Below are 25,291 nucleotides of genomic sequence, written 5' to 3'. Positions count from 1 at the left end.
CAGATGGATTTAAAACAATACGTAACAATTGTACCGGATTACCCGAAAGAGGGCGTGCAATTTAAAGATATTACGACATTGATGGATAAAGGCGATGTATACCGCTATGCCACAGACCAAATTGTTGAATATGCGAAAGAAAAGCAAATTGATTTGGTCGTCGGACCTGAAGCGCGCGGCTTTATTATCGGCTGTCCTGTTGCTTACGCGCTTGGCGTTGGTTTTGCGCCGGTTCGTAAAGAAGGCAAATTGCCTCGTGAAGTGATCAAAGTGGACTACGGCTTGGAATACGGAAAAGACGTATTAACAATCCACAAAGATGCGATTAGACCGGGTCAGCGTGTGCTTATTACAGATGACCTGCTTGCGACAGGCGGCACAATTGAAGCGACAATCAAACTTGTTGAAGAGCTTGGCGGCGTTGTTGCTGGTATCGCTTTCTTAATCGAGCTTTCTTACCTTGACGGCAGAGAGAAGCTTGAAGATTATGATATCTTAACATTGATGAAATATTAAAGATAATCGCATAACGAAAAAGCACTCCATGTCAGGGTGCTTTTTTCCTATTGGTTTGCATTTATTTTATATAATATTTGGAGATTTGAACTTCTGCTCTTTACATCTTTCGTTTTTTTCTTGATAATAAACTACAATACAGTTTACATTCTAAAAAAGGTGATTCCATGGCGAACGAACAAGTATTGACTGCCGAGCAAGTTATTGATAAAGCGCGCAGCTATCTATCTGATGAGCATATCGCATTTGTCGAAAAAGCATATCTATACGCTGAAGATGCTCATCGCGAGCAATACCGCAAATCGGGCGAGCCATATATTATTCATCCGATTCAGGTTGCGGGGATTCTCGTGGATCTGGAAATGGACCCTTCCACAATCGCGGGCGGATTCCTGCACGATGTCGTGGAAGATACAGATGTGACGCTCGATGACCTGAAAGAAGCATTTTCTGAAGAAGTGGCAATGCTTGTGGACGGCGTAACGAAGCTCGGCAAAATTAAATATAAATCTCAAGAGGAACAGCAGGCGGAAAATCATCGCAAAATGTTTGTCGCTATGGCTCAAGATATCCGGGTCATATTGATCAAGCTGGCGGATCGTCTTCACAATATGCGGACGCTGAAACATCTCCCTCAGGAAAAGCAGCGGAGAATTTCCAATGAAACACTGGAGATTTTCGCTCCTTTGGCGCATCGTCTCGGGATTTCTAAAATTAAGTGGGAATTGGAAGATACAGCGCTCCGTTATTTGAATCCTCAGCAATATTACAGAATTGTCAACCTCATGAAAAAGAAACGCGCAGAACGTGAACTTTATGTCGAAGAGGTTGTCAATGAAGTGAAGAAACGTGTCGAAGAAGTGCACATCAAAGCTGACTTCTCGGGACGCCCGAAACACATTTACAGCATTTATCGCAAAATGGTGCTGCAAAATAAGCAATTTAACGAAATTTACGATTTATTGGCTGTCCGTATTCTTGTGAATAGCATAAAGGATTGCTATGCGGTGCTCGGCATCATTCACACCTGCTGGAAACCGATGCCAGGCAGATTCAAAGATTACATCGCAATGCCGAAGCCGAATATGTATCAATCGCTTCATACAACGGTAATCGGGCCTAAAGGCGATCCGCTGGAAGTGCAGATCCGCACCTTTGAAATGCATGAAATTGCGGAATACGGGGTTGCGGCTCACTGGGCTTATAAAGAAGGGAAAGCGGCCAGCGAAGGCGCAACCTTTGAGAAAAAGCTTTCTTGGTTCCGTGAAATTTTAGAATTCCAAAATGAATCAACAGATGCTGAAGAATTTATGGAATCACTCAAAATCGATTTGTTTTCTGACATGGTGTATGTCTTTACGCCGAAAGGAGATGTCATCGAGCTTCCTTCCGGTTCTGTTCCAATTGATTTTTCTTACAGGATTCACTCTGAGATCGGCAATAAAACAATCGGTGCCAAAGTAAACGGAAAAATGGTAACGCTGGATCATAAGCTTCGGACAGGTGATATCGTTGAAATTCTCACCTCCAAGCATTCCTACGGTCCGAGCCAGGATTGGGTCAAACTTGCCCAAACATCCCAGGCAAAGCATAAGATCCGTCAATTCTTTAAGAAACAGCGGCGCGAAGAAAATGTCGAAAAAGGCCGTGAGCTGGTCGAAAAAGAAATTAAAAATCTGGATTTTGAAGTGAAGGAAGTCTTAACGCCGGAGAATATCCAGAAGGTTGCTGACAAGTTTAATTTCTCAAATGAAGAGGATATGTACGCGGCAGTCGGCTACAACGGCATTACAGCTTTGCAGGTCGCAAACCGCCTGACGGAAAAAGAGAGAAAGCAGCGCGATCAGGAAGAACAGGAAAAGAGCGTTCAGGAAGTCACTGCGGAATCTAAGCCTTACCCGCAGGGCAGAAAACGGGAAGCAGGCGTCCGCGTCAAGGGGATCGACAATCTTCTTGTCCGTTTGTCAAAATGCTGCAATCCTGTACCGGGTGACGATATTGTCGGATTCATCACAAAAGGCAGAGGGGTCTCAGTCCATCGTGAAGACTGTCCGAATGTCAAGACGAATGAAGCGCTGGAGCGGCTGATTCCGGTAGAGTGGGAGCATGAGTCGCAGGTTCAAAAGCGCAAGGAATATAATGTTGAGATAGAGATTCTTGGTTATGACCGCCGCGGATTGCTGAACGAGGTGCTTCAGGCAGTGAATGAAACGAAAACAAATATTTCATCTGTTTCTGGCAAATCGGATCGCAATAAAGTGGCAACCATTCATATGGCCATTTTTATTCAGAACATCAATCACTTGCACAAAGTCGTCGAGCGTATTAAACAGATAAGAGACATCTACTCTGTGCGCCGCGTCATGAACTAAGGGGTTAGAAAATGAGATTAGTTGTTCAGCGAGTAACAGAAGCTAGCGTTACAGTGAATGAAGAGGTTGTGGGTCAAATTGGACAAGGCGTCATGGTGCTGGTCGGTATCACTCACGATGATACTGAAGAGGATGCTGCTTATTTAGCCGATAAAATTGTTCATCTTCGTATATTCGATGACAGTGAAGGGAAAATGAATCTGTCTCTTTTAGATATAGGAGGAAAAATTCTATCCGTCTCACAGTTCACGCTTTACGGTGATACGAAAAAAGGGCGCCGGCCGAACTACATGAACGCCGCCAAACCTGATAAAGCTTTAGCCCTCTATGAAAAATGGAACGACCTGCTTCGTGAAAAAGGAATCAAAGTGGAGACTGGAATGTTTGGAGCGATGATGGATGTTCAGCTTACAAACTCCGGACCAGTCACGCTTATGATGGATTCAAAATAAAAAAGCTGCCAAAAGGCAGCTTTTTTTATTGGAAATATTTCTCCAATCCGCTCTCGATACCGTCTGTTACTTTTTCTTGGTAAGAGCTGCTATGTACAATGGCCTCTTCCTGCGGATGGCTTACATATCCCAGCTCATACAGCATAGCGGGCTGTTTGTTTTCACGGAGTACATAATAATCTCCGAACAACACGCCGCGGTCTGGAATGGAAGAACGCTTCACCACTTCAGAGTGGACATCCGCCGCTAGTTCTTGATCTTTGGCAGGGCTGTAGTAATAAGCGGTGCTGCCTCTCGTGGAAGCATCTGCATAGCTGTCATAGTGAATGCTGATAAAGGCGTCAGCGTTGCGATAGTGAGATGTAGAGACCCGTGACTGCAGGCTGACGAATGTATCATCCTGGCGTGTCACATACACATCTGCTCCAGCTGATCTCAGTTTGCCGGCGAGCAGTTTTGCCGTTTTGATCGTCAGGTTTTTCTCGAATTTACCCGAATAGCCGATCGTTCCGCTGTCTTTTCCTCCGTGCCCCGGATCAACAATTATCGTTTTATTGTTCAGAGAGCCGTTTCCGGACGGAGAATCAGCGACAGGGGGTTCACCTGCTTCTTCCGCGCTTTTAGACGTTTGAACCACCCAATTGGCGACATAAGCAGTCTGCCCATTATCAAGCTTTATTTCATACCAGCTGCCCTTTGAACCGGTAATCGGGTAGGAATCACCTTTGGCAGCGCGTTCCACGATCGAAGCTGATGTTGATGCGTCGCTTCTAACATTCGTTCCTCCGTATACAATATAGGCTTTTTTAGCGGAGGATGAGCTGTGGGCATTTGCTGAACTTTCAGCTGGATCAGAACTAGATAAAAGGTAATGGCTTGCAACCCAGCCTTTCAGCCCATTTGCTTCAATGTGAGCCCAGCCATTTTTCTCGTTGAGAATTGTCACTTTCGTACCGCGATCAAGTTTCGTTATAATCGCCGCGTCATGTGAGGCGGAGGCTCTTACATGCAGTGAAGAAACGCCGACAGTGCCCGTTGTTGCACCGGAAGATTCGGTTTGTTGATTTCCCTCAGATACGGCTGAACTGCCGCCTGACGTAACATATTCAGATGACACCCATCCGGTGGCATTCTGATAGGATATTTTGATCCATCCGGAATCTTTATCAATAACAGACCCTTGGCTGCCTTGCGGAAATTTGCCGATGACGTCATATGAAGTCCCCGGTCCTGTTCTCATCCGAAGATCGGGATCTGTTGATGTAACAGTACCACTGCTATCCGAAGAGCTCGTGCCGCTCAGGTCTTCTTTTGTAATAAGCCAGGACACCACCCAACCTTTTTCTCCGGAACCAAGCTGAATCTGCACCCAGTCTCCTTTTTCCTTTAAAATCGGGTAGTGCTCTCCCTTTCTTGCTTCTGCAGTAATACCGTAGCTAAGTCCCGGGCCGCTTCTGACGTTCATTTCATCAGTTGCGATGACCGCTTCTCCCTGAGCGGCTGTAACGGAAGAAAACGGCGGGAAAAGCGTTCCGGCGACAATAATACATACAATAAGAACAAAGTATTTCTTGCTCATTGCGTCCTCCTTTCAGATATCGTAAAAAAAGCTTTCTTGCTTAATATCGTAAAGTCCTTTCAGATTTTTAAATAAAAATAAAATGATATGTTTATACTAGGCGTAAATACAATCATAAAGGTGTGCAAATCATGAAATATCATCCAAAAATGGGCCGCGCGTTTCACGACGGTGAAGCAAACCTGCATTACAGCGATCACGCAGATCCCGAAACGACCGGTTATCTTACTGAAACAGCATCTGAATTCGGTCTTATGTCCAAAGAAGCAGCGATAAGGAATAACAACCGGAATAAAGCTTGACAGAGGACTGCAATCCCATTATTATAATAGAAATTGAGTACATAGCAAAATGATGAAAGATTTGAACCGATAATGGAGAAGAGTAGGTCAGATTGCATGGCTAGAGAGGAACCGCCCCAGGCTGAAAGCGGATCCCATTGCGTCTTTCGCGAAACAACACTCCGGAGGTTTCCTGCTGAACGCGGTAATACCGTCATTAGGCAGTGAACGTGAACCTGCGTTAAAGGATCGAGTGGGAATATGACCATATTCCAACTAGGGTGGCACCACGGGTATAACTCTCGTCCCTACTATACATGTATAGTAGGGGCGGGAGTTTTTTATTTTCATCATGAATGATCATTGTATATTTTTATAAGGAATACATAAGGAGGTCTACATATGGGATATAGCATTCCAAGAGGAACACAGGATATTTTGCCTGGAGAATCAGATCGCTGGCAGTTTGTTGAACAAATTATGAGAGACACTTGCCGCACTTATCAATATAAAGAAATCCGCACACCGATTTTTGAGCATACAGAACTGTTTGCCAGAGGTGTTGGTGAGTCTACGGATATCGTACAAAAAGAAATGTATACTTTTCAGGACCGCAAAGGCAGAAGCCTGACGCTTCGTCCGGAAGGAACAGCTGCGGCGGTTCGCGCGTTTAATGAAAACAAGCTATTCGCAAACCCTGTCCAGCCGACAAAGCTTTATTATGTCGGGCCGATGTTCCGTTATGAACGTCCGCAGACGGGCCGTTACCGCCAGTTCTATCAGTTTGGAATTGAAGCGATAGGCTCAAAAGATCCTGCGATTGATGCCGAAGTCATGGCGCTTGCGATGAGTATTTATCAAAAAGCAGGTTTGCAAAATGTTAAGCTTGTGATAAACAGCCTTGGCGACCAAGAAAGCCGCAAAAGCTACAGAGAAGCGCTCGTGAAGCATTTTGAGCCTCGCATCGAAGAGTTTTGTTCAGACTGTCAGTCACGGCTGCACACAAATCCGCTCAGAATCTTGGATTGCAAAAAAGACCGCGATCATGAACTGATGAAATCAGCGCCTTCAATTTTGACATATTTAAATGAAGAATCAGCGGCTTATTTTGACAAAGTGAAACAATACTTAAACGATCTTGGCATTGCGTATGAAATTGATCCTAATCTTGTGAGAGGGCTGGATTATTACAACCACACGGCATTTGAAATCATGAGCAATGCGGAGGGTTTTGGGGCGATTACAACCCTTGCCGGCGGCGGACGTTACGACGGTTTGGTCGAACAGATCGGCGGACCTGAAGCGCCGGGTATCGGTTTTGCGATGAGCATTGAACGCCTGCTTGCCGCCATTGATGCTGAAAAAAGAGAACTGCCTGTCGATCAGGGAATTGATTGCTATGTCGTCACGCTCGGCGAAAAAGCAAAGGATTATTCTGTTTCATTGGTGTACAAATTGAGAGAAGCAGGAATCTCCAGCGAAATCGATTATGAAAATAAGAAAATGAAAGGCCAGTTCAAAACAGCTGACCGCCTGAATGCCAGATTTATTGCGATTTTGGGTGAAGATGAGCTAGCCCAAAATAAAATCAATGTTAAGGATGCACAGACGGGCGAACAGATTGAAGTGGCACTTGATGAATTGATACATGTGATGAAGGCAAACCAAAAGGGATAAGGAGTGGAATCTATTGTTTGGAAGAACATATTATTGCGGTGAAATAACTGAAAAAGCAATTGGTGAATCTGTAACGCTGAAAGGCTGGGTCCAAAAAAGACGGGACCTCGGCGGATTGATTTTTATCGACTTGCGCGACCGTACGGGAATTGTTCAAGTCGTATTTAACCCTGATGTGTCAAAAGAAGCGCTTGCTATTGCGGAAGGCATTCGAAACGAATACGTGCTTGATATTCAAGGGAAAGTGGTGGCGCGTGAAGAAGGAACAGTCAATCAGAATTTGAAAACAGGCGCAATCGAAATTCACGCTGATGGAGTGGCTGTATTAAGTGCTGCGAAGACACCGCCATTTGCGATTTCTGATCAAGCGGAAGACGTATCAGAGGACGTCCGTTTAAAACACCGTTACTTGGATTTGCGCAGGCCGGCTATGTTTCAAACAATGCAGATGCGCCATAACGTGACGAAAGCCGTTCGGAGCTTTTTAGATGAAAATGGGTTTCTTGATATTGAAACGCCGATTTTAACAAAAAGCACACCTGAGGGCGCACGTGACTACTTGGTGCCGAGCCGTGTGCATGAAGGTGAATTCTATGCGCTGCCTCAGTCACCGCAGCTATTTAAACAGCTTCTGATGGTGTCAGGCATTGAACGCTATTATCAAATTGCCCGCTGTTTCCGCGATGAAGACTTGCGTGCAGACCGCCAGCCTGAGTTTACGCAAATCGATATTGAAATGTCCTTTATGAGCCAGGAAGATATCATGTCATTGGCTGAGGATATGATGGCAAAGATTATGCGTGAAACAAAAGGTGTGGAACTCAAGCTTCCTCTTCATCGTATGACATACGATGAGGCAATGAACCGTTATGGGTCGGATAAGCCGGATACGCGTTTTGATATGCTATTGACAGATGTGTCTGACATTGTGAAGGATACAGAGTTTAAAGTATTCTCATCAGCTGTCGCAAACGGCGGCGTTGTAAAGGCAATCAACGTAAAAGGCGGAGCGGGAGATTACTCCAGAAAAGATATCGACGCTCTTGGCGTTTTTGCTGCAAACTATGGGGCAAAAGGACTTGCCTGGGTGAAAGTTGAGGCGGACGGAGTAAAAGGCCCAATCGCAAAATTCTTTGATGAAGACAAGCAATCTAAGTTGATTGATGCGCTTGAGGCCGTTGAAGGTGATTTGCTGCTGTTCGGAGCGGATTCATTTGAAGTGGTTGCCGCATCGCTCGGCGCCTTGCGCTTAAAGCTTGGGAAAGAACGCGGACTGATTGACGAAAACCTGTTCAATTTCTTATGGGTGATCGACTGGCCGCTCTTAGAGCATGATTCGGAGGAAGGCCGTTTTTACGCAGCCCATCATCCGTTCACAATGCCTGTCCGTGATGATCTTGAATTAATTGAAACAGCGCCTGAAGACATGAAAGCACAAGCCTATGACCTCGTCTTAAACGGCTATGAGCTTGGCGGAGGTTCAATCCGTATTTTCGAAAAAGAAATTCAGGAGAAAATGTTTGCGCTTCTTGGCTTCTCACAAGAAGAAGCAGCTGAGCAGTTCGGATTCTTATTGGAAGCATTTGATTACGGCGCTCCTCCGCACGGCGGAATCGCGCTCGGCTTAGACCGTCTCGTTATGCTTCTCGCAGGACGCACGAACCTAAGAGATACGATTGCATTCCCGAAAACGGCAAGCGCAAGCTGCCTGATGACCGAAGCGCCAGGGGAAGTAAGCGACGCCCAGCTTGATGAGCTTCATCTTTCTATTAAGAAAAAAGTGAAGAACTGATTGGGTAGTTCGAATCTTGAAAATCAAAATCGTCTATGATATGATTTTGACAAGTTAAATAAAGTCCTGATGTGTTAGTTGTACACCTAGTTTTGACCGAACATTTTTTTGATTTGGGAGCCCGCATTTTTAAATGGCGTACATGCCTCTTTTCATTCGGTAAAGAGGACTTACAAGATTTAAAAGAGGGCACCCACCTGCTGAGAGCGGGTTCAAAACAAAGGAAAGCTGCAACGGCACTATTGGGACTTTATTTTTTGTGCGCAGAAAAAACGGCTGCTCTTGGATCAGCCATTTTATAGATGAAACCAGAATACGAATGTGGAGTGAGGTTCTTGTTACACCAGTTTTCACGCAATGAATTAGCTATCGGAAAAGAAGGCCTTGAAACGCTGAAAAACAGCACGGTTGCTGTGCTGGGGGTTGGCGGAGTCGGATCGTTCGCAGCGGAAGCCCTCGCGCGGTCAGGCGTCGGCCGGATTCTGCTTGTCGACAAAGATGATGTGGACATTACAAATGTAAACCGCCAGCTTCACGCGCTGCTTTCAACTGTCGGACAGCCGAAAGTTGATTTAATGAAAGCGCGGATCGCGGACATTAACCCGGAGTGTGAAGTGATCGCGTTAAAGATGTTCTATACCGAAGAAACGTATGAACAATTTTTTGACTATGAGCTTGACTACGTCATTGATGCGTCAGACACGATCCATTATAAAATCCATTTAATGAAAGAATGTCTGCAGCGGGATATTCCGCTCATCTCCAGCATGGGTGCGGCTAATAAAACGGATCCCACACGCTTCCAAATCGCTGATATTTCAAAAACGCACACTGATCCTATTGCGAAGGTCGTCCGTACGAGATTACGCAAAGAGGGCATCAAAAAGGGCGTTCAAGTGATTTTCTCTGACGAAAGCCCGATTGTTATTCGGGAAGATGTCAGAAAAGAAGTGGGAAATGACGAAGCGAACATCCGCAAAGCAAAAATGCCGCCATCCTCTAATGCTTTTGTGCCGTCAGTGGCCGGTTTGATTATGGGCGGACATGTTGTCATGGATCTTTTAAAAGATGTTGAAATCAAACGTGTGAAGGATAAATAACGCATAAGAAACAGCCTTGATGATACGCAAGGCTGTTTTTGTTTTATTTTCTTTTCATTAATTTATCATACACCTGCTTTAAGGCGGACTCGAACTTTCCTGTCTGTTTCGGCTTGTAATATTGCTTATTCTTTAAAGGTTCAGGGAGATATTGCTGTTCGACCCATCCGTTGTCGTAATTGTGCGGATATTTATAGTCGATTCCTCTTCCTAATTCCTGAGCTCCTTTATAATGGGCATCTTTTAAATGCTTCGGGATTTCCCCGATTTTTCCGGCTCTGATATCTGCAAGCGCCTCATCGATTGCCAGAATGGCTGAGTTTGATTTTGGCGAGAGGCAAAGTTCAATGACCGCGTTGGCCAGCGGGATTCGTGCTTCGGGAAATCCGACCCGCTCAGCAGTCTGAATTGCGTGCAGCACTCTTGGGCCGGCTTGCGGGCTTGCTAAACCGATATCTTCATAAGCGATGACAAGCAGTCTTCTTGCGATGCTATCAAGATCGCCTGCTTCAATTAATCTTGCCAAATAGTGAAGAGCGGCGTTGGCATCAGAGCCGCGGATCGATTTTTGAAAAGCGGACAATACATCATAATGCGCGTCACCATCTTTATCGTGAGTAAAGCTCTTTTTCTGCAAACATTCCTCCGCCGTGTCCAATGTAATATGAATCACGCCGTCTGATGACTCTTTGGTTGTCAACACGGCCAGTTCAAGTGCATTTAAAGCGGAACGGACATCCCCTCCGCATCCGTGCGCAAAATGCTCCATCGCCTGATCATCAATGGATACTGAATAGGTGCCAAGGCCCCGATCCTCATCATGGAGCGCACGTTCCAGAGCCTGTTTAATCAGTACCGGTGTTAACGGCTCAAGCTCAAAGATTTGTGTCCGGCTTCTGATCGCCGGATTAATGGCATGATATGGGTTAGCCGTGGTTGCTCCGATCAAAATGATCATTCCGTTTTCTAAATAGGGCAACAGAAAATCTTGCTTGCCTTTATCCAGCCTGTGAACTTCATCCAGAATCAAAATCACTTGGCCAGACATTTTTGCTTCCTGAGCTACGATTTCCATATCTTTTTTATTGTTAATGACAGCATTCAGCGTTCGAAAAGCAATACTTGTTGAACCGGCGATTGCTGTTGCGATTGAAGTTTTTCCAATTCCGGGCGGCCCGTACAAAATCATGGATGACAAATGTTTTGCCTGAACCATTCTGCCGATCATTTTATCTTCAGCCACCAGATGCTGCTGGCCGATAATATCTTCTATTTTTGTCGGACGCATCCGATATGCCAATGGCTTCATCATCATCTCTCCTTACTTATTTACAGGGTAACGGAAAAACGGACATTAGGAAAGGGAGAAGGGCCGTTTCCCCCCTGCCTCAATGAAAATTCGCTCAAGGTATGTTATAATAACAGTTGGTCTATTCAGTCATAAACGGACGAATCATATAGAAATTACTATTATAAATGTGAAAAATCATGAAATAACAGAGGTGTTCATGTTGAAAATATCAACTAAGGGAAGATACGGGCTTACCATTATGATCGAGCTTGCCAAAAAGCATGGTGAAGGCCCGACTTCATTAAAAAGCATCGCACAGACGAATAATCTGTCTGAGCATTATTTGGAGCAGCTGGTATCGCCGCTCAGAAATGCCGGTTTAGTGAAAAGCATCAGAGGCGCATACGGCGGATATGTATTAGGCAGTGAGCCGGATGCGATCACGGCTGGAGATATTATCCGTGTGCTCGAAGGGCCGATCAGTCCTGTTGAAGTGCTGGAAGACGAGGAGCCTGCCAAGCGTGAGCTGTGGATTCGCATACGTGATGCTGTGAAAGAGGTTTTAGACAGTACAACATTAGAGGATCTTGCCAGCTATACAGACGGAGAGCAAGAAGCTTATATGTTCTATATTTAGATCAGAGGTGCAAATATAATGGAACGGATTTATTTAGATCATGCCGCAACGTCTCCGATGGATGAGCGCGTGCTGGAAAAAATGACCCCTCATTTCTCCGGCAATTTCGGCAATCCATCCAGCATTCATTCATTTGGAAGAGAATCTCGGAAATGGGTGGACGAAGCAAGAGCGCAGATTGCAGCCAAAATTGGAGCGGCGGAGCAGGAGATCGTTTTTACAAGCGGGGGGACAGAAGCCGATAACTTGGCCATCATAGGAACCGCGCTTGCAAGAAAAGATGTGGGCAGACATATTATCACGACAAAAATTGAGCATCACGCTGTGCTTCACACGTGTGAAAAACTTGAGGAAGACGGATTTGACATCACGTATCTCGATGTTGACCAAAATGGAAGAGTCAGTGCAAAACAGGTGAAAGAAGCACTGCGTGATGATACAATCCTTGTGACAGTGATGTATGGAAATAATGAAGTCGGAACAGTGCAGCCGATTGATGAAATCGGTGAGCTGCTGAAGGAACACCAGTCATATTTTCATACCGATGCTGTTCAGGCATTTGGGCTTCTGCCAATTGATGTAAAAAACAGCCATATTGACCTTCTGTCTGTTTCCGGGCACAAGCTCAACGGGCCAAAAGGGACAGGCTTTTTATATGCAAATAAAGATGTGAAGCTTTCCCCGCTTTTATTTGGAGGAGAGCAAGAAAGAAAACGCCGTGCCGGAACAGAAAATGTGCCGGGAATTGTCGGGCTGAAAGAAGCGATCAACCTGTCAAGTGAAGAACGGGATGAAAAAAACGAAAGGTATCAATCGTTTAAGACAATCATCACCGACACGCTTGAAAATGCCGGTGTGGCTTTCGGGATCAACGGAGATAAAGAGCATTGCCTGCCGCATGTTCTGAACCTTTATTTTCCCGGTGTATCAGTGGAAGCGCTGCTGGTGAATCTGGACATGGCGGGAGTCGCTATCTCAAGCGGATCAGCGTGCACGGCCGGTTCAATTTTGCCTTCACATGTTCTGACTGCCATGTTCGGAGAAGAGAGTGACCGGCTGACGTCCTCAATTCGGATCAGCTTCGGCCTCGGCAATACGGCTGAGCAAGTGAAAACTGCTGCCAAACATGTGGCCGACGTTGTCAAACGGCTGACACAATAAGGCGGCTTAGTTATTGGAGTGAATGAAATGGAAAAACGTCCGGAAGATACAAGAGTCGTTGTCGGCATGTCCGGTGGTGTAGACTCATCTGTGGCGGCCTTGCTGTTAAAAGAACAGGGCTATGATGTGATCGGGATTTTTATGAAAAACTGGGATGATACGGATGAAAACGGTTTTTGCACAGCGACAGAGGATTATGAAGATGTGATCCGCGTCTGCAATCAAATCGGGATTCCGTATTATGCTGTTAATTTTGAAAAACAATATTATGAGAAGGTATTTCAATACTTTCTTGATGAATATAAAGCAGGCAGAACACCCAACCCGGATGTGCTGTGCAACAAAGAAATTAAATTCAAGGCGTTTTTGGAGCACGCCCTGTCACTTGGCGCCGACTACTTAGCGACTGGCCACTATGCAAGGGTAGACAGAAGCGCCGGCACAGTCAGAATGCTGCGCGGCATTGACGAAAACAAGGATCAAACGTACTTCTTGAATCAGCTGACAGAGGATACGCTAAGCAAAGTCATGTTCCCGATCGGCGAGCTTCAAAAAAGCCGTGTGCGTGAAATTGCCAAAGAAGCAGATCTTGCAACAGCAACGAAAAAAGACAGTACGGGCATTTGTTTTATCGGCGAACGCAACTTCAAAACGTTTCTCAGCCAATATCTCCCTGCACAGCCGGGCGATATGATGACGATGGACGGTGAAGTAAAAGGACGCCACGACGGGTTGATGCACTACACGATCGGACAGCGTCACGGCCTTGGCATCGGCGGAAGCGGCGAGCCATGGTTTGCGGTTGGTAAAGACCTTGAAAAGAACATCCTATACGTGGATCAAGGGTTCCATAACCCTCTTCTTTATTCCGACAAAATCACAGCAACGAATATCAGCTGGGTTCATTCGGATACGATGAAGGGTGAAGAGATTGCCTGCACGGCTAAATTCCGTTACCGTCAAGAGGATCATAAGGTGAAGGTGCGCATGACGGGTGAAGGCGAAGCGGAAGTTATTTTTGATGAACAAGTCCGCGCTGTAACGCCGGGACAAGCGGTTGTCTTTTATGACGGCGAAGAATGCCTTGGCGGCGGAACCATTGATGATGTGTACAAAGACGGAACAAAATTGTGGTACGTATAAAAGATGAAAAACCTCAACACAGAGTTGGGGTTTTTTAATGAAAGGAAGATGATCGGTGGATTATAATCAACTCGGTATTGAGGCGATGCAAAAAGGCGATTACGAGAAAGCGGCAGAGGCATTTACAAAAGCTATTGAAGAAAATATAGATGACGCGATTCCCTATATCAACTTTGCTAACCTGCTTTCATCCGTAAACGAGCTGGAACGGGCGCTTGCGTTTTATGATAAAGCGCTTGAATTAGACAACAGAGCTGCTACTGCTTATTATGGAGCAGGAAATGTCTATGTTGTAAAAGAAATGTACAAAGAAGCGAAAGACATGTTTGAAAAAGCGCTTCGTTCCGGAATGGAAAACGGCGACCTATTTTATATGCTCGGAACGGTACTTGTCAAGCTTGAACAGCCTAAGCTTGCGCTGCCGTATTTACAAAGAGCGGTCGAATTGAATGAAAACGATGCGGAAGCCCGTTTTCAATTTGGGATGTGCTTAGCGAACGAGGGCATGCTGGACGAAGCGCTCAGCCAATTCATAGCTGTAACTGAGCTAAATCCGGTGCACGCTGATGCGTTTTATAATGCCGGTGTCGCTTATGCATATCAAGAAAATCGAGAAAGAGCCCTGGAAATGCTCGACAAGGCGATCGATATCCAGCCGGATCATATGCTTGCGCTTCATGCTAAAAAACTGATCGACCCATCATAACAGGCACAGGAGGAGGGATAGCTCGTGCAGCAGCATCCGGATCAGCTTAACATGGAGGAAGAGCCCTATTTAAAAGGGACAGTCAATACAGTCATCTATCATAATGACACCAATTTATATACGGTTCTGAAAGTGAAAGTCATAGAAACCTCCGAAGCCATTGAAGATAAAGCCGTATCCGTGACGGGCTACTTCCCTGCGCTTCAAGAAGAAGAGACTTACACGTTTTACGGAAAGGCCGTCACCCACCCGAAATTCGGGCTTCAATTTCAGGCGGAGCATTTTAAAAAAGAGATTCCGACAACTAAGGAAGGCATCATTCATTATTTATCCAGTGATTTGTTCGAAGGAATCGGCAAAAAAACAGCCGAAGAAATTGTAAAAAAACTGGGTGAGAGCGCGATTAATAAAATATTGGCTGACGCTTCAGTGCTTTACGATGTCCCAAGGCTGTCAAAAAAGAAAGCCGACACGCTAGCAGGCGCCTTGCAGCGGCATCAGGGACTGGAGCAAATCATGATCTCCCTGAATCAGTTTGGATTCGGCCCGCAGCTGTCTATGAAAATCTATCAAGCCTATGAATCAGAGACGCTTGATAAGATTCAGGAAAATCCTTATCAGCTTGTCAAAGATGTAGAAGGCATCGGTTTTGGGAAAGCGGATGAGCTGGGCAGCAGAATGGGGCTTTCAGGTAATCATCCTGAGCGGATAAAAGCCGCCATTTTGTACACGCTTGAAACGACCTGTCTGTCAGATGGGCATACGTACATAGAAACGGAACAGCTTATTATTGATACCCAATCACTGTTAAACCAGTCAGTAAAAGAAGGGCAGCGCATCACAGAAATGGATGCAGCTAACGCGATGATAGCCCTTGGAGAAAATAAAGACATTGTGATAGAAGATGGCCGCTGTTATTTTCCATCGCTGTTTTACGCGGAACAAAACGTTGCAAAGCGCGTGAAACATATCGCAAGCCAAACCGATTATGACGACCAGTTTCCTGAATCCGAATTTCTGCTCGCTTTGGGGGAACTGGAGGAACGGATGAACGTTCAGTATGCGCCCAGCCAGAAGGAAGCGATTCAAAAAGCCCTTTCCTCACCGATAATGCTTTTAACGGGAGGGCCGGGAACAGGAAAAACGACGGTCATCAGAGGGATTGTCGAACTGTACGGAGAGCTTCACGGTGTGTCACTAGACCCTTCAGCTTATAAAAAGGATGAAACTTTTCCGATTGTATTGGCCGCACCGACAGGGAGAGCGGCGAAACGGATGAGTGAATCGACGGGCCTTCCGGCAGTCACGATACACAGGCTGCTTGGCTGGAACGGTGCAGAGGGCTTTACTCATACAGAGGACCAGCCGATCGAAGGGAAACTGTTAATCATCGATGAAGCGAGTATGCTGGATATATGGCTGGCGAACCACTTGTTCAAGGCGATCCCTGATCATATTCAAATCATCATCGTCGGTGACGAAGATCAGCTGCCTTCTGTCGGTCCGGGCCAAGTACTGAGAGACCTTTTGGCATCCCGGGTGATTCCGACTGTGAGACTGACAGACATCTACCGCCAGGCGGAGGGGTCATCAATCGTCGAGCTTGCCCACCAAATGAAAAAAGGCTTGCTGCCAAACAATTTGACTGCCCCGACGAAGGATCGTTCCTTTATTCGCTGCGGAGGCTTGCAAATTAAAGAGGTTGTTGAGAAGGTTGTCGCCAATGCAATGAAAAAAGGCTATACGGCAAAGGACATTCAGGTTCTCGCCCCGATGTACAGAGGAAAAGCCGGGATCAATGAATTAAATGTCATGCTGCAGGACATTTTAAACCCTCCTAAAGAAAAAAGGAGAGAATTGAAGTTCGGAGATGTTGTCTACAGAACCGGAGATAAAATTTTGCAGCTTGTCAATCAGCCGGAAAACAATGTGTTCAACGGAGATATTGGCGAAATTACGTCGATATTTTACGCGAAGGAAAATACAGAAAAAGAAGACATGGCTGTCGTTAATTTTGACGGCAATGAAATGACATTTACGAAAAAAGATTTTAACCAGTTTACCCATGCGTATTGCTGCTCTATTCATAAATCGCAGGGAAGTGAATTTCCGATTGTGGTGTTGCCTGTTGTAAAAGGCTACTATAGAATGCTCAGAAGAAACCTTCTTTATACCGCCATTACTCGAGCAAAGAAATTTCTCATTTTATGCGGGGAAGAGGAGGCGCTGGAGTGGGGCGTAAAAAATAATGACGCAACTGTCAGGCAGACATCCTTGAAAAACAGGCTGTCATTACAGATTGAGGAAATGGATGCCGAGCTTGAGGCTTTGCAAAAAGAGCTCCCGTTCAGTGTACATGATGCCAATATTGGTATGGAAGGCATTACGCCATTCGATTTTATGAAAGAAGAACAGCTGTAAAGGCTCCCGTGTTAGCGGGAGTTTTTGCATTTGCGGTGGAAGTGATTTCATCGTATGAGTCAAAGGTGCGAAGCAAAACCTAAGCCTGTTCAACAAAAGGTGGTTGATCACACTTTGAGAACATGCCATGAGGTAGAAGGATTCCCAGTATACTCAGAACGAACTTCTTGTTATCTCGGGACCATTTCCGATATTTGTTTTTCTCTGAAGGGAGATTGTCTCGGATTTATACTTGCACAAAAACGGTTTTTGCATCATCATCATGCGCTATTACGGGCGTGTGATATCACTTCCATTCTTGATGACCGCATATTGGCCTCAATCAGTTCAGGCCAGCTTCTGCCTCTTCCGAAGTCATGCTTCACATACGAGCAGATGAAAATGAAGCTTGTGAAATCGCAAGAGGGAGATATATTGGGGATGCTGGAAGATGTATACTTTTGTTTGGACAGGGGCATAATCGTAGCATATGAACTCTCGGACGGTTTCTTTTCTGACTTGGCGGGAAGCAAGCATCAGATCCAAAGAGCGGATTCGCTTGTCGAGGTGCGGAAAGACGAGATCGTTCTGAACGGATAGAGGTGTGAGATATGCTTATATGCCCGAACTGCAAAAGTAAGGATATCGGGAAAATCGGCGTGAACCAATATTATTGCTGGGGCTGTTTTATCGAACTGACAGTGGCGAAAGGGAAGATCGCAACTCATCAGGTGGAAGAAGACGGAACGTTAAGCAGCTTGGATGATTTGTTTTCTGAGGACGAACGCAGCATCAATTTTTGATTATGAAGGGAGATGCTCAGGATGAATCGGACGATGACTTCTCTTTTGGCATTGGGAGCCGGGGCTCTCGTATACCGGATGGCGACTCAATCCGACATGCTGAATAATCGAAGCATGAAGCGGATGAGAAGAAGAATTACGAAAATGTTTTAATGTGGAAAAGGATACTCCTCGGAGAGTATCCTTTTTGTTATAGAGCGAGAATAATTCGCACCGTTCCTCAAAAGATATAGAAGAGGTGAAAGCAGATGCTCCAAAAACCGGTGCAGCTTTTGTTGTGGGTGGCCATTTGTTTGCTGGTCCTGTTAACAGTCTATGTCTTTTTGATGCTCGATATATTATGGTCGCCCTTTTGGCTCGTCATCAAAACGATTTTGATACCCCTAATCATTTCGATTTTTATTTCTTATTTATTGTTACCGGTCACAGAGTGGCTGCATGGCAAAGGACTGCCGAGGACCTTGAGCATCTTGGTGATTTATGTGCTTTTCTTTGGCGGAATTGGCTGGGCGCTGTATAAAGGGGTGCCTGTTTTAATTGTGCAGCTGACGGATTTATCAGAGAATATCCCTATGTTTGCCGAAACGTATAACGGGCTCCTTCTTCATGTGCATAACCATACTGATGACTGGCCTAACGGCATGCATCATCGTATAGATAAAATGATCAGCCAGACGGAGGCATTTTTCGCGGAAACGATCGAGGGAGCAATCAGCGGGATTCGCAACGTGCTTGATTATTTCATCATTGCGGCAACAATCCCTTTTCTCGTGTTTTATATGGTAAAGGATATTGAGTTGATGAAAAAGACGGTATGGTATTTGACGCCAAAGTCGTGGAGAAAGCGGGGCAGCGCCTTCTTGATGGATGTAGACGACTCTCTTGGCGATTATGTCCGCGGCCAGCTTCTGGTCTGCTTCATTCTCGGCGTGCTGGCGGGCATTACATTCTGGATATTTGGGCTTCCATATCCGTTGATCTTAGGCCTGATTTCCGGGATCACGAATGTCATACCGTATTTTGGCCCTTTCATTGGAGCTGTTCCTGCGCTTTTAATTGCGATGACCATTTCAGTGAAAGCGATTCTAGTTGTGGTGTTTACAGTGTTTGCTCTGCAATTTATGGAAGGGAATATCCTCAGTCCGTTCATTGTCGGCAGAAGCCTTAAAATGCATCCAGTCGTCATCATGCTTGCGCTTCTTGCCGGAGGAGAACTGGCGGGAATCGTCGGGATGATTCTGGCTGTTCCGGCGACGGCTGTTTTAAAAGTGATGATGGTCCATTTTTTGCGGATGAGGACGGAGCATTGACATTGTCGTGCAGCTTGTCTATAATTTCTCGTAGAATACATACGAATCTCGAGTGACGGATCTGAGTATGCCGAAGCCCTGTTAAAGAGAGAAGTTCCGCTAGCTGAAAGGAGCTTTATCAGAAGATCGGAGGAAGCTAATCCTGAGTGCAGTTAATCACTGCCGCACATCCTGCGTTACAGGGTTAAAGGTGACGGGCGAATGTTAAAGCCCGTAATCAGGGTGGTACCGCGAGACAGCTCTCGTCCCTGTGTAAACGTGTGGTTTGCATAGGGGGAGGGCTTTTTTGCTGTCACTAAAGAGAATTTCGATTTTTATAGAGGAGGAAATACAATGAAACACTTAACTTCTGCTGAAGTTCGTCAAATGTTTTTGGATTTCTTTAAAGAAAAAGGACATGCGGTAGAGCCAAGCGCGTCATTAGTGCCGCATGAGGACCCTTCACTGCTGTGGATCAACAGCGGTGTTGCGACACTGAAAAAGTATTTTGACGGACGTGTCGTTCCGGAAAATCCAAGAATCGTAAACGCTCAAAAAGCGATCAGAACAAACGATATAGAAAATGTAGGTAAAACTGCGCGCCATCATACATTCTTTGAAATGCTTGGAAACTTCTCTATCGGCGATTATTTCAAAGAAGAAGCCATTACATGGGCGTGGGAGTTTTTAACGAGTGACAAGTGGATCGGCTTCGACAAAGAGCTTCTCTCTGTTACGGTTCACCCTGAAGATGAAGAAGCGTATGAGTTTTGGGCGAAAAAAATCGGTATTCCCGAGGAAAGAATTATCCGCCTAGAGGGGAACTTCTGGGACATCGGTGAAGGGCCGAGCGGACCGAACACAGAGATTTTCTATGACCGCGGTGAAGCATACGGTAATGATCCAGAAGATCCGGAGCTTTATCCAGGCGGAGAAAACGACCGTTATTTGGAAGTATGGAATCTTGTGTTCTCTGAGTTCAACCATAACCCAGACGGCACGTACACGCCGCTTCCGAAGAAAAATATTGATACAGGCATGGGGCTTGAAAGAATGGTATCTGTCATCCAGAATGTCCCGACAAACTTTGATACCGATTTATTTGTGCCGATCATCAAAGCAACAGAAACCATTTCGGGTGAAGCATACGGCACAGACAATGTGAAAGACACTGCGTTTAAAGTGATTGCCGACCACATTAGAACGGTTGCCTTTGCTGTCAGTGATGGGGCGCTGCCGTCAAATGAAGGCCGCGGCTATGTATTAAGACGCTTGTTGCGCCGGGCCGTGCGTTATGCCAAAACAATCAACATCCACCGTCCGTTCATGTACGATTTAGTGTCGGTTGTCGCTGAAATCATGGCGGATTTCTACCCTGAAGTAAAAGAGAAAGCGGATTTCATTGCAAAAGTCATCAAAACCGAAGAAGAGCGCTTCCACGAAACCCTTAATGAAGGGCTTGCGATCCTGTCAGAAATGATCAAAAAAGAAAAAGGCAAGGCCAGCAGCGTGATTTCAGGGGCCGACGTGTTTAAACTGTACGATACGTATGGGTTCCCAGTTGAGCTGACAGAAGAATACGCAGAAGACGAGGGCATGACGGTTGACCATAAAGGCTTCGAAGAAGAAATGAACCAGCAGCGTGAACGGGCAAGAAACGCCCGCCAGGATGTCGGCAGCATGCAGGTGCAGGGCGGCGCATTGCGCGACGTGACCGATGAAAGCACATTTGTCGGCTACTCTCAAACGAAAGCTGGCGCCAATGTCATTGTGCTTCTTCAGGATGGACAATTCATTGAAGAGGCTCATGAAGGGGACAGCGTTCAAATCATTCTTGATGAAACACCGTTCTATGCAGAAAGCGGCGGCCAAATCGGCGATAAAGGTTACCTCCGCAGCGAACAGGCAGTGGTGAGAATTAAAGATGTGCAAAAAGCGCCGAACGGCCAGCATGTGCATGAAGGTGTTGTGGAGAGCGGCACTGTTCAAAAAGGCCTGCATGTAACGGCTGAAGTTGAAGACCATATGAGAAGCGGCGTCATTAAAAACCATACGGCAACGCATTTATTGCATCAGGCGCTTAAAGACGTTCTTGGAACTCATGTCAATCAGGCCGGATCTCTTGTGACTGAAAACCGTCTTCGTTTTGACTTCTCGCATTTTGGGCAAGTGACAAAAGAAGAGCTTGAACAAATTGAAACAATCGTCAACAAAAAGATCTGGGCGAGCATCCCGGTCAGCATCGATTTGAAGCCAATCGCTGAAGCGAAAGAAATGGGCGCGATGGCTCTGTTCGGCGAAAAATACGGTGATATTGTCCGGGTTGTCCAAGTCGGAGATTACAGTATAGAGCTGTGCGGCGGCTGTCATGTCAGAAACACAGCGGAAATCGGCTTGTTTAAAATTGCTTCAGAATCTGGAATCGGAGCAGGCACAAGACGGATTGAAGCTGTAACAGGACAAGGCGCTTACGTCGAAATGAACAGCCAGATTTCTGTTTTGAAGCAGGCTGCTGACGAGCTGAAAACAAATATTAAAGAAGTGCCGAAACGGGTTGAGGCTCTGCAAGCTGAACTGAAAGAAGCCCAAAGAGAAAATGAATCTCTTCTGGCGAAACTAGGAAACGTGGAAGCAGGAGCGATTCTGTCAAAAGTGAAAGAAGTTGACGGCGTGAGTGTGCTTGCGGAAAAAGTTAATGCGAAAGACATGAACCATCTCCGCACAATGGTGGATGAACTGAAAGCGAAGATCGGCTCTGCTGTGATCGTGCTTGGTGCGGTACAAAACGAGAAAGTTAATATTTCCGCCGGCGTAACAAAGGATCTCATTGAGAAAGGCCTGCATGCCGGCAAGCTGGTTAAACAAGCTGCGGAGGTTTGCGGCGGAGGCGGCGGAGGCCGTCCGGACATGGCGCAGGCAGGCGGCAAACAGCCGGAAAAATTAGAAGAAGCTTTGGCTTCCGTAGAAGATTGGGTGAAATCCGTTTTATAATTTGCCCATGTAGTGTAGAATGATGGTAAGATTAGGACCCCAGGCTGAACTTTGCCTGCGAATTTGGGAAAGAGGTGCAAAACGGTGAGCTCGTTTGATAAAACGATGAAATTTAATTTCTCCGATGATTCTGCTGAGACTAACGTAAATGAGGTGCTGATTACAGTGTATGACGCGCTTCAGGAAAAGGGCTACAATCCAATCAATCAGATTGTCGGATACTTGCTGTCAGGTGATCCCGCTTACATTCCTAGGCATCGTGACGCTCGTAATTTAATTCGCAAACTTGAAAGAGACGAATTAATCGAGGAATTGGTAAAGTCTTATTTAGAACAACATAAAGAGGCGTAAATAAAGAATGAGAATATTAGGACTCGATTTAGGAACCAAAACACTCGGTGTTGCTCTGAGCGACGAAATGGGCTGGACTGCTCAAGGCATTGAGACCATAAAGATTAATGAAGCTGAAGGCGATTATGGTTTATCACGTTTATCTGATCTGATTCAAGAGTATACTATAGATAAAATCGTGCTCGGCTTTCCTAAGAATATGAATGGAACAGTCGGCCCGAGAGGCGAAGCCAGCCAAACATTTGCGAAAATCCTTGAAACAACGTACAATGTTCCTGTTGTGCTGTGGGACGAGCGTCTTACCACAATGGCGGCTGAAAAAATGCTGATTGCCGCTGATGTCAGCAGGCAAAAACGAAAAAAAGTCATTGATAAAATGGCGGCTGTTATGATTTTGCAAGGATATCTTGACAGCTTAAATTAAAGCCAGAGGTGAAGAAAATGGAACACGGCGAAAATAATATTACAATTGTTGACGATCAAGGAAATGAACAGCTTTGTGAAGTGCTGTTTACATTTGAAAACGAAGAGTTTGGCAAGTCTTATGTGCTGTACTACCCAATGGAAGCAAAAGATGATGAAGAAGTAGAAATTCTTGCTTCCAGCTTCACGCCAAACGAAGACGGTGAAAATGGTGAGCTATATCCGATCGAAACTGACGAAGAATGGGATATGATTGAAGAAACCCTTAACACATTCTTAGCGGACGAAGACGAAGAATAACACCTCGTCCAAAGCCGGAGCATAATGCTCCGGCTTTTTTTCTGCTGTATGAAGGGCTTGTTCACCCTTGTTTTGTAATAAATTGCCGAAATCCAATGAATCATGTAGTATAAGACCTGATGGGAGGGGACCTAATGTATATCAATCGGCAAAAAAAATCATTTTTCAATAAAAAAACAATCATACTGTCTTCCATTATTGTGCTGCTTCTCATCATTGGCGGGGCATTTTTATATGGGAAATCAATGCTGGAACCTGTTGAAAAAGACAGTAAAGCGACAGTGGACATCAACATTCCGAGCGGCTCGTCTGTTTCGGCCATCGCATCGATATTAAAGAAAAACGACGTCATAAAAAGCGAGAAGGCATTTCAGTATTATGTGAAATTTAAAGGCGCTTCCGGATTTCAGGCGGGATTTTACCATTTGAATAAAGGAATGGATGTAGATGCCATTATTCATAAGCTGACAAGCGGGGCTACAAGCTATGCCTTTCAGATTACAGTAACTGAGGGAGCACAGCTGACACAAATCGCGGCCGCTATTGCTGATGAAACGAAATACTCAAAAAAACAAGTCATGGCGAAGCTGGACGATGAAACATTTATTCATCAGCTGAAGAAAGAGTTTCCGGACACTGTGACAAACGATGTTTTCAATAAAAATATAAAGCATCCGCTGGAAGGGTACCTATTCCCGGCTACATACCCTTTTCATGATCCGGACACGTCACTTGAAGACATGATCACGGCAATGGTTAAACAGACAAATTCTTATGTAGAAACATATAAAGCAGAAATGAAGAAAAATAAACTTTCCGTGCATAAGCTGCTGACGATGGCTTCATTGATTGAAGAAGAAGCGACTGAAAAAGTCGATCGCCATAAAATTGCGAGCGTCTTTTATAACCGCCTGAAGAAGAAAATGCCGCTCCAAACAGATCCGACCGTACTGTACGCCGCAGGCAAGCATAAAGATCGCGTTCTTTATAAGGATCTGGAAATCGATTCACCGTACAATACGTATAAAAACCCGGGATTGACGCCAGGACCGATTGCCAACGCCGGCATGTCGTCATGGGAAGCGGCGTTGCATCCAGAGCAAACGGACTATCTGTACTTCTTGGCGAAATCAAGTGGTGAGGTCGTATTTACAAAAACGCTAAAAGAGCACAATAAAGCAAAAGAAAAATACATTTTCTCAAAAAACGGGCAATAAAAGGGGAGCAAAAAGCTCTCCTTTTGTTCGCTTTCCGCAAGGTTTTATGATAAAATATATCGGGTTGTTTACCGATGTATCATGATGTATTCAGAGAGTGTCCTGTGCAAAAGACTGGGGCACTCCTTTTTAGAACGGGAGGCTGTTTGTAGTGACTGACCGGTATGAACGAATAAATGACTATATAGAAGCATTATTGAAGCCTCGGCCGGAAAACGTGAAGAAGCTTGAAGCATATGCAGAAGAACATCATGTCCCGATTATGGAAAAAGGGAGCATGGCGGTGCTGCTTCAGATTTTGTCTGTGAAACAGCCGAAAAAAATACTAGAAATCGGAACGGCCATTGGTTATTCCGCCATTCGAATGGCGCTGGAGCTGCCGTCTGCTGAAATATATACAATTGAACGCAATGACAAACGGCATGAAGAAGCGGTAAACAATATCAAGGAGTTTCAGCTTGATGACCGAATTCATGTTTTTTACGGAGACGCGCTTGAATTAGCCGACGCCGTTCATGTTACCGCGCCTTACGATGTCATTTTTATTGACGCTGCAAAAGGCCAGTATCAAAACTTTTTTCATTTATATGAACCGATGCTTTCACCGGACGGGGTGCTGTTAACAGACAACGTGCTGTTTAAAGGTCTGGTGGCAGAGGATTACAGCAAAATAGAACCGAAAAGAAGGCGCAGGCTGATAACGAAAATTGATGAATATAATCATTGGCTGATGCATCATCCCGATTATCAAACTGCGATTATTCCTGTCGGGGACGGACTTGCGATTAGTAAAAAGAAGAGGTGAATGTC

Annotated in this window: 24 protein-coding genes, 1 other RNA gene and 1 other annotated feature; of the genes, 23 read left to right on the top strand and 2 right to left on the bottom strand. The window is 45.4% G+C overall.

The window, feature by feature from the left end:
* Window positions 1-3 precede the first annotated feature (3 nt).
* From SC79_RS08080 to dtd, 3 genes are all read left to right on the top strand, one after another.
* The gene (locus tag SC79_RS08080) at window positions 4-516 is read left to right on the top strand and encodes an adenine phosphoribosyltransferase (RefSeq protein WP_010331008.1); all 513 of its coding nucleotides are present in this window, start codon (window positions 4-6) and stop codon (window positions 514-516) included.
* Window positions 517-683: 167 nt separating this feature from the next.
* On the top strand, window positions 684-2,888 hold the full coding sequence (gene relA / locus SC79_RS08075; protein WP_039074618.1) for a GTP diphosphokinase: 2,205 nt from the start codon (window positions 684-686) through the stop codon (window positions 2,886-2,888).
* A gap of 11 nt (window positions 2,889-2,899) precedes the next feature.
* Window positions 2,900-3,340, top strand: coding sequence for a D-aminoacyl-tRNA deacylase (dtd, locus tag SC79_RS08070; protein ID WP_039074617.1), 441 nt, complete (start codon window positions 2,900-2,902; stop codon window positions 3,338-3,340).
* Window positions 3,341-3,365: 25 nt separating this feature from the next.
* Here dtd and SC79_RS08065 read toward each other — a convergent pair whose 3' ends face one another.
* Window positions 3,366-4,919 carry an SH3 domain-containing protein gene (locus SC79_RS08065; protein WP_039074616.1) on the bottom strand — a complete coding sequence of 518 codons (1,554 nt, stop codon included), beginning with the start codon at window positions 4,917-4,919 and terminating at the stop codon, window positions 3,366-3,368.
* 131 nt (window positions 4,920-5,050) lie between these two features.
* Between SC79_RS08065 and SC79_RS19970 the strand changes: the two genes are divergently transcribed.
* The 5 genes from SC79_RS19970 (at window position 5,051) to SC79_RS08050 (ending at window position 9,769) form a co-directional block, all read left to right on the top strand.
* Window positions 5,051-5,221: a YrzK family protein gene (locus SC79_RS19970; protein WP_010331004.1), complete on the top strand. Its 171-nt coding sequence runs from the start codon at window positions 5,051-5,053 to the stop codon at window positions 5,219-5,221.
* A gap of 60 nt (window positions 5,222-5,281) precedes the next feature.
* Window positions 5,282-5,513: a binding site (T-box leader), on the top strand.
* Between the two features lie 89 nt (window positions 5,514-5,602).
* On the top strand, window positions 5,603-6,877 hold the full coding sequence (hisS, locus tag SC79_RS08060) for a histidine--tRNA ligase (RefSeq protein WP_039074615.1): 1,275 nt from the start codon (window positions 5,603-5,605) through the stop codon (window positions 6,875-6,877).
* 13 nt (window positions 6,878-6,890) lie between these two features.
* Window positions 6,891-8,669: an aspartate--tRNA ligase gene (gene aspS, locus SC79_RS08055; RefSeq protein WP_039074614.1), complete on the top strand. Its 1,779-nt coding sequence runs from the start codon at window positions 6,891-6,893 to the stop codon at window positions 8,667-8,669.
* Between the two features lie 60 nt (window positions 8,670-8,729).
* Window positions 8,730-8,922: non-coding RNA, 6S RNA (gene ssrS / locus SC79_RS19965), on the top strand.
* 82 nt (window positions 8,923-9,004) lie between these two features.
* Window positions 9,005-9,769, top strand: coding sequence for a tRNA threonylcarbamoyladenosine dehydratase (locus SC79_RS08050; protein WP_039074613.1), 765 nt, complete (start codon window positions 9,005-9,007; stop codon window positions 9,767-9,769).
* 43 nt (window positions 9,770-9,812) lie between these two features.
* On the opposite strand, the gene SC79_RS08045 is transcribed toward SC79_RS08050, so the two are convergent.
* Window positions 9,813-11,078 (bottom strand): replication-associated recombination protein A, encoded by a 1,266-nt coding sequence (locus tag SC79_RS08045; RefSeq protein ID WP_039074612.1) that lies wholly within the window; start codon window positions 11,076-11,078, stop codon window positions 9,813-9,815.
* A 202-nt stretch (window positions 11,079-11,280) separates the two neighbouring features.
* On the opposite strand from SC79_RS08045, the gene cymR reads away from it, so the two are divergent.
* From cymR to SC79_RS07975, 15 genes are all read left to right on the top strand, one after another.
* Entirely contained in the window at window positions 11,281-11,697 is a 417-nt protein-coding gene (gene cymR, locus SC79_RS08040) for a cysteine metabolism transcriptional regulator CymR (RefSeq protein WP_003225879.1), read from the top strand.
* An 18-nt stretch (window positions 11,698-11,715) separates the two neighbouring features.
* Complete coding sequence (locus tag SC79_RS08035) at window positions 11,716-12,858, top strand: cysteine desulfurase family protein (protein ID WP_039074611.1); 1,143 nt, start codon at window positions 11,716-11,718, stop codon at window positions 12,856-12,858.
* Window positions 12,859-12,885: 27 nt separating this feature from the next.
* Window positions 12,886-14,001 (top strand): tRNA 2-thiouridine(34) synthase MnmA, encoded by a 1,116-nt coding sequence (gene mnmA / locus SC79_RS08030; protein ID WP_039074610.1) that lies wholly within the window; start codon window positions 12,886-12,888, stop codon window positions 13,999-14,001.
* Between the two features lie 85 nt (window positions 14,002-14,086).
* Window positions 14,087-14,707 (top strand): tetratricopeptide repeat protein, encoded by a 621-nt coding sequence (locus SC79_RS08025; protein WP_231559185.1) that lies wholly within the window; start codon window positions 14,087-14,089, stop codon window positions 14,705-14,707.
* A gap of 24 nt (window positions 14,708-14,731) precedes the next feature.
* On the top strand, window positions 14,732-17,128 hold the full coding sequence (gene recD2, locus SC79_RS08020; RefSeq protein ID WP_039074608.1) for an SF1B family DNA helicase RecD2: 2,397 nt from the start codon (window positions 14,732-14,734) through the stop codon (window positions 17,126-17,128).
* Window positions 17,129-17,182: 54 nt separating this feature from the next.
* Window positions 17,183-17,707, top strand: a complete 525-nt coding sequence (locus SC79_RS08015; RefSeq protein WP_082022610.1) for a PRC-barrel domain-containing protein — start codon at window positions 17,183-17,185, stop codon at window positions 17,705-17,707.
* Window positions 17,708-17,718: 11 nt separating this feature from the next.
* Entirely contained in the window at window positions 17,719-17,910 is a 192-nt protein-coding gene (locus SC79_RS08010) for a hypothetical protein (RefSeq protein ID WP_003225893.1), read from the top strand.
* Between the two features lie 21 nt (window positions 17,911-17,931).
* The gene (locus SC79_RS19960; protein WP_003225895.1) at window positions 17,932-18,063 is read left to right on the top strand and encodes a YrzQ family protein; all 132 of its coding nucleotides are present in this window, start codon (window positions 17,932-17,934) and stop codon (window positions 18,061-18,063) included.
* A gap of 95 nt (window positions 18,064-18,158) precedes the next feature.
* Window positions 18,159-19,220, top strand: coding sequence for an AI-2E family transporter (locus SC79_RS08005; protein WP_039074607.1), 1,062 nt, complete (start codon window positions 18,159-18,161; stop codon window positions 19,218-19,220).
* A 333-nt stretch (window positions 19,221-19,553) separates the two neighbouring features.
* Window positions 19,554-22,190, top strand: coding sequence for an alanine--tRNA ligase (alaS, locus tag SC79_RS08000; protein WP_039074606.1), 2,637 nt, complete (start codon window positions 19,554-19,556; stop codon window positions 22,188-22,190).
* An 84-nt stretch (window positions 22,191-22,274) separates the two neighbouring features.
* Complete coding sequence (locus tag SC79_RS07995; RefSeq protein WP_003225903.1) at window positions 22,275-22,541, top strand: IreB family regulatory phosphoprotein; 267 nt, start codon at window positions 22,275-22,277, stop codon at window positions 22,539-22,541.
* 7 nt (window positions 22,542-22,548) lie between these two features.
* Window positions 22,549-22,965, top strand: coding sequence for a Holliday junction resolvase RuvX (gene ruvX / locus SC79_RS07990; protein ID WP_010330991.1), 417 nt, complete (start codon window positions 22,549-22,551; stop codon window positions 22,963-22,965).
* A 17-nt stretch (window positions 22,966-22,982) separates the two neighbouring features.
* Window positions 22,983-23,264, top strand: a complete 282-nt coding sequence (locus SC79_RS07985) for a DUF1292 domain-containing protein (protein WP_010330990.1) — start codon at window positions 22,983-22,985, stop codon at window positions 23,262-23,264.
* 134 nt (window positions 23,265-23,398) lie between these two features.
* Window positions 23,399-24,481, top strand: a complete 1,083-nt coding sequence (mltG, locus tag SC79_RS07980; protein WP_039074605.1) for an endolytic transglycosylase MltG — start codon at window positions 23,399-23,401, stop codon at window positions 24,479-24,481.
* 151 nt (window positions 24,482-24,632) lie between these two features.
* A complete protein-coding gene (locus SC79_RS07975; RefSeq protein ID WP_039074604.1) occupies window positions 24,633-25,286 on the top strand; it encodes an O-methyltransferase in 654 nt (217 codons plus the stop codon).
* Window positions 25,287-25,291: the final 5 nt, after the last annotated feature.

Origin of the sequence: Bacillus sp. MSP13, assembly GCF_000815295.1 — a bacterium.
Lineage (GTDB): Bacteria > Bacillota > Bacilli > Bacillales > Bacillaceae > Bacillus > Bacillus vallismortis.
Note: the sequence above shows the minus strand (reverse complement) of the source record. Positions and strands in the feature narration are given on the sequence as shown.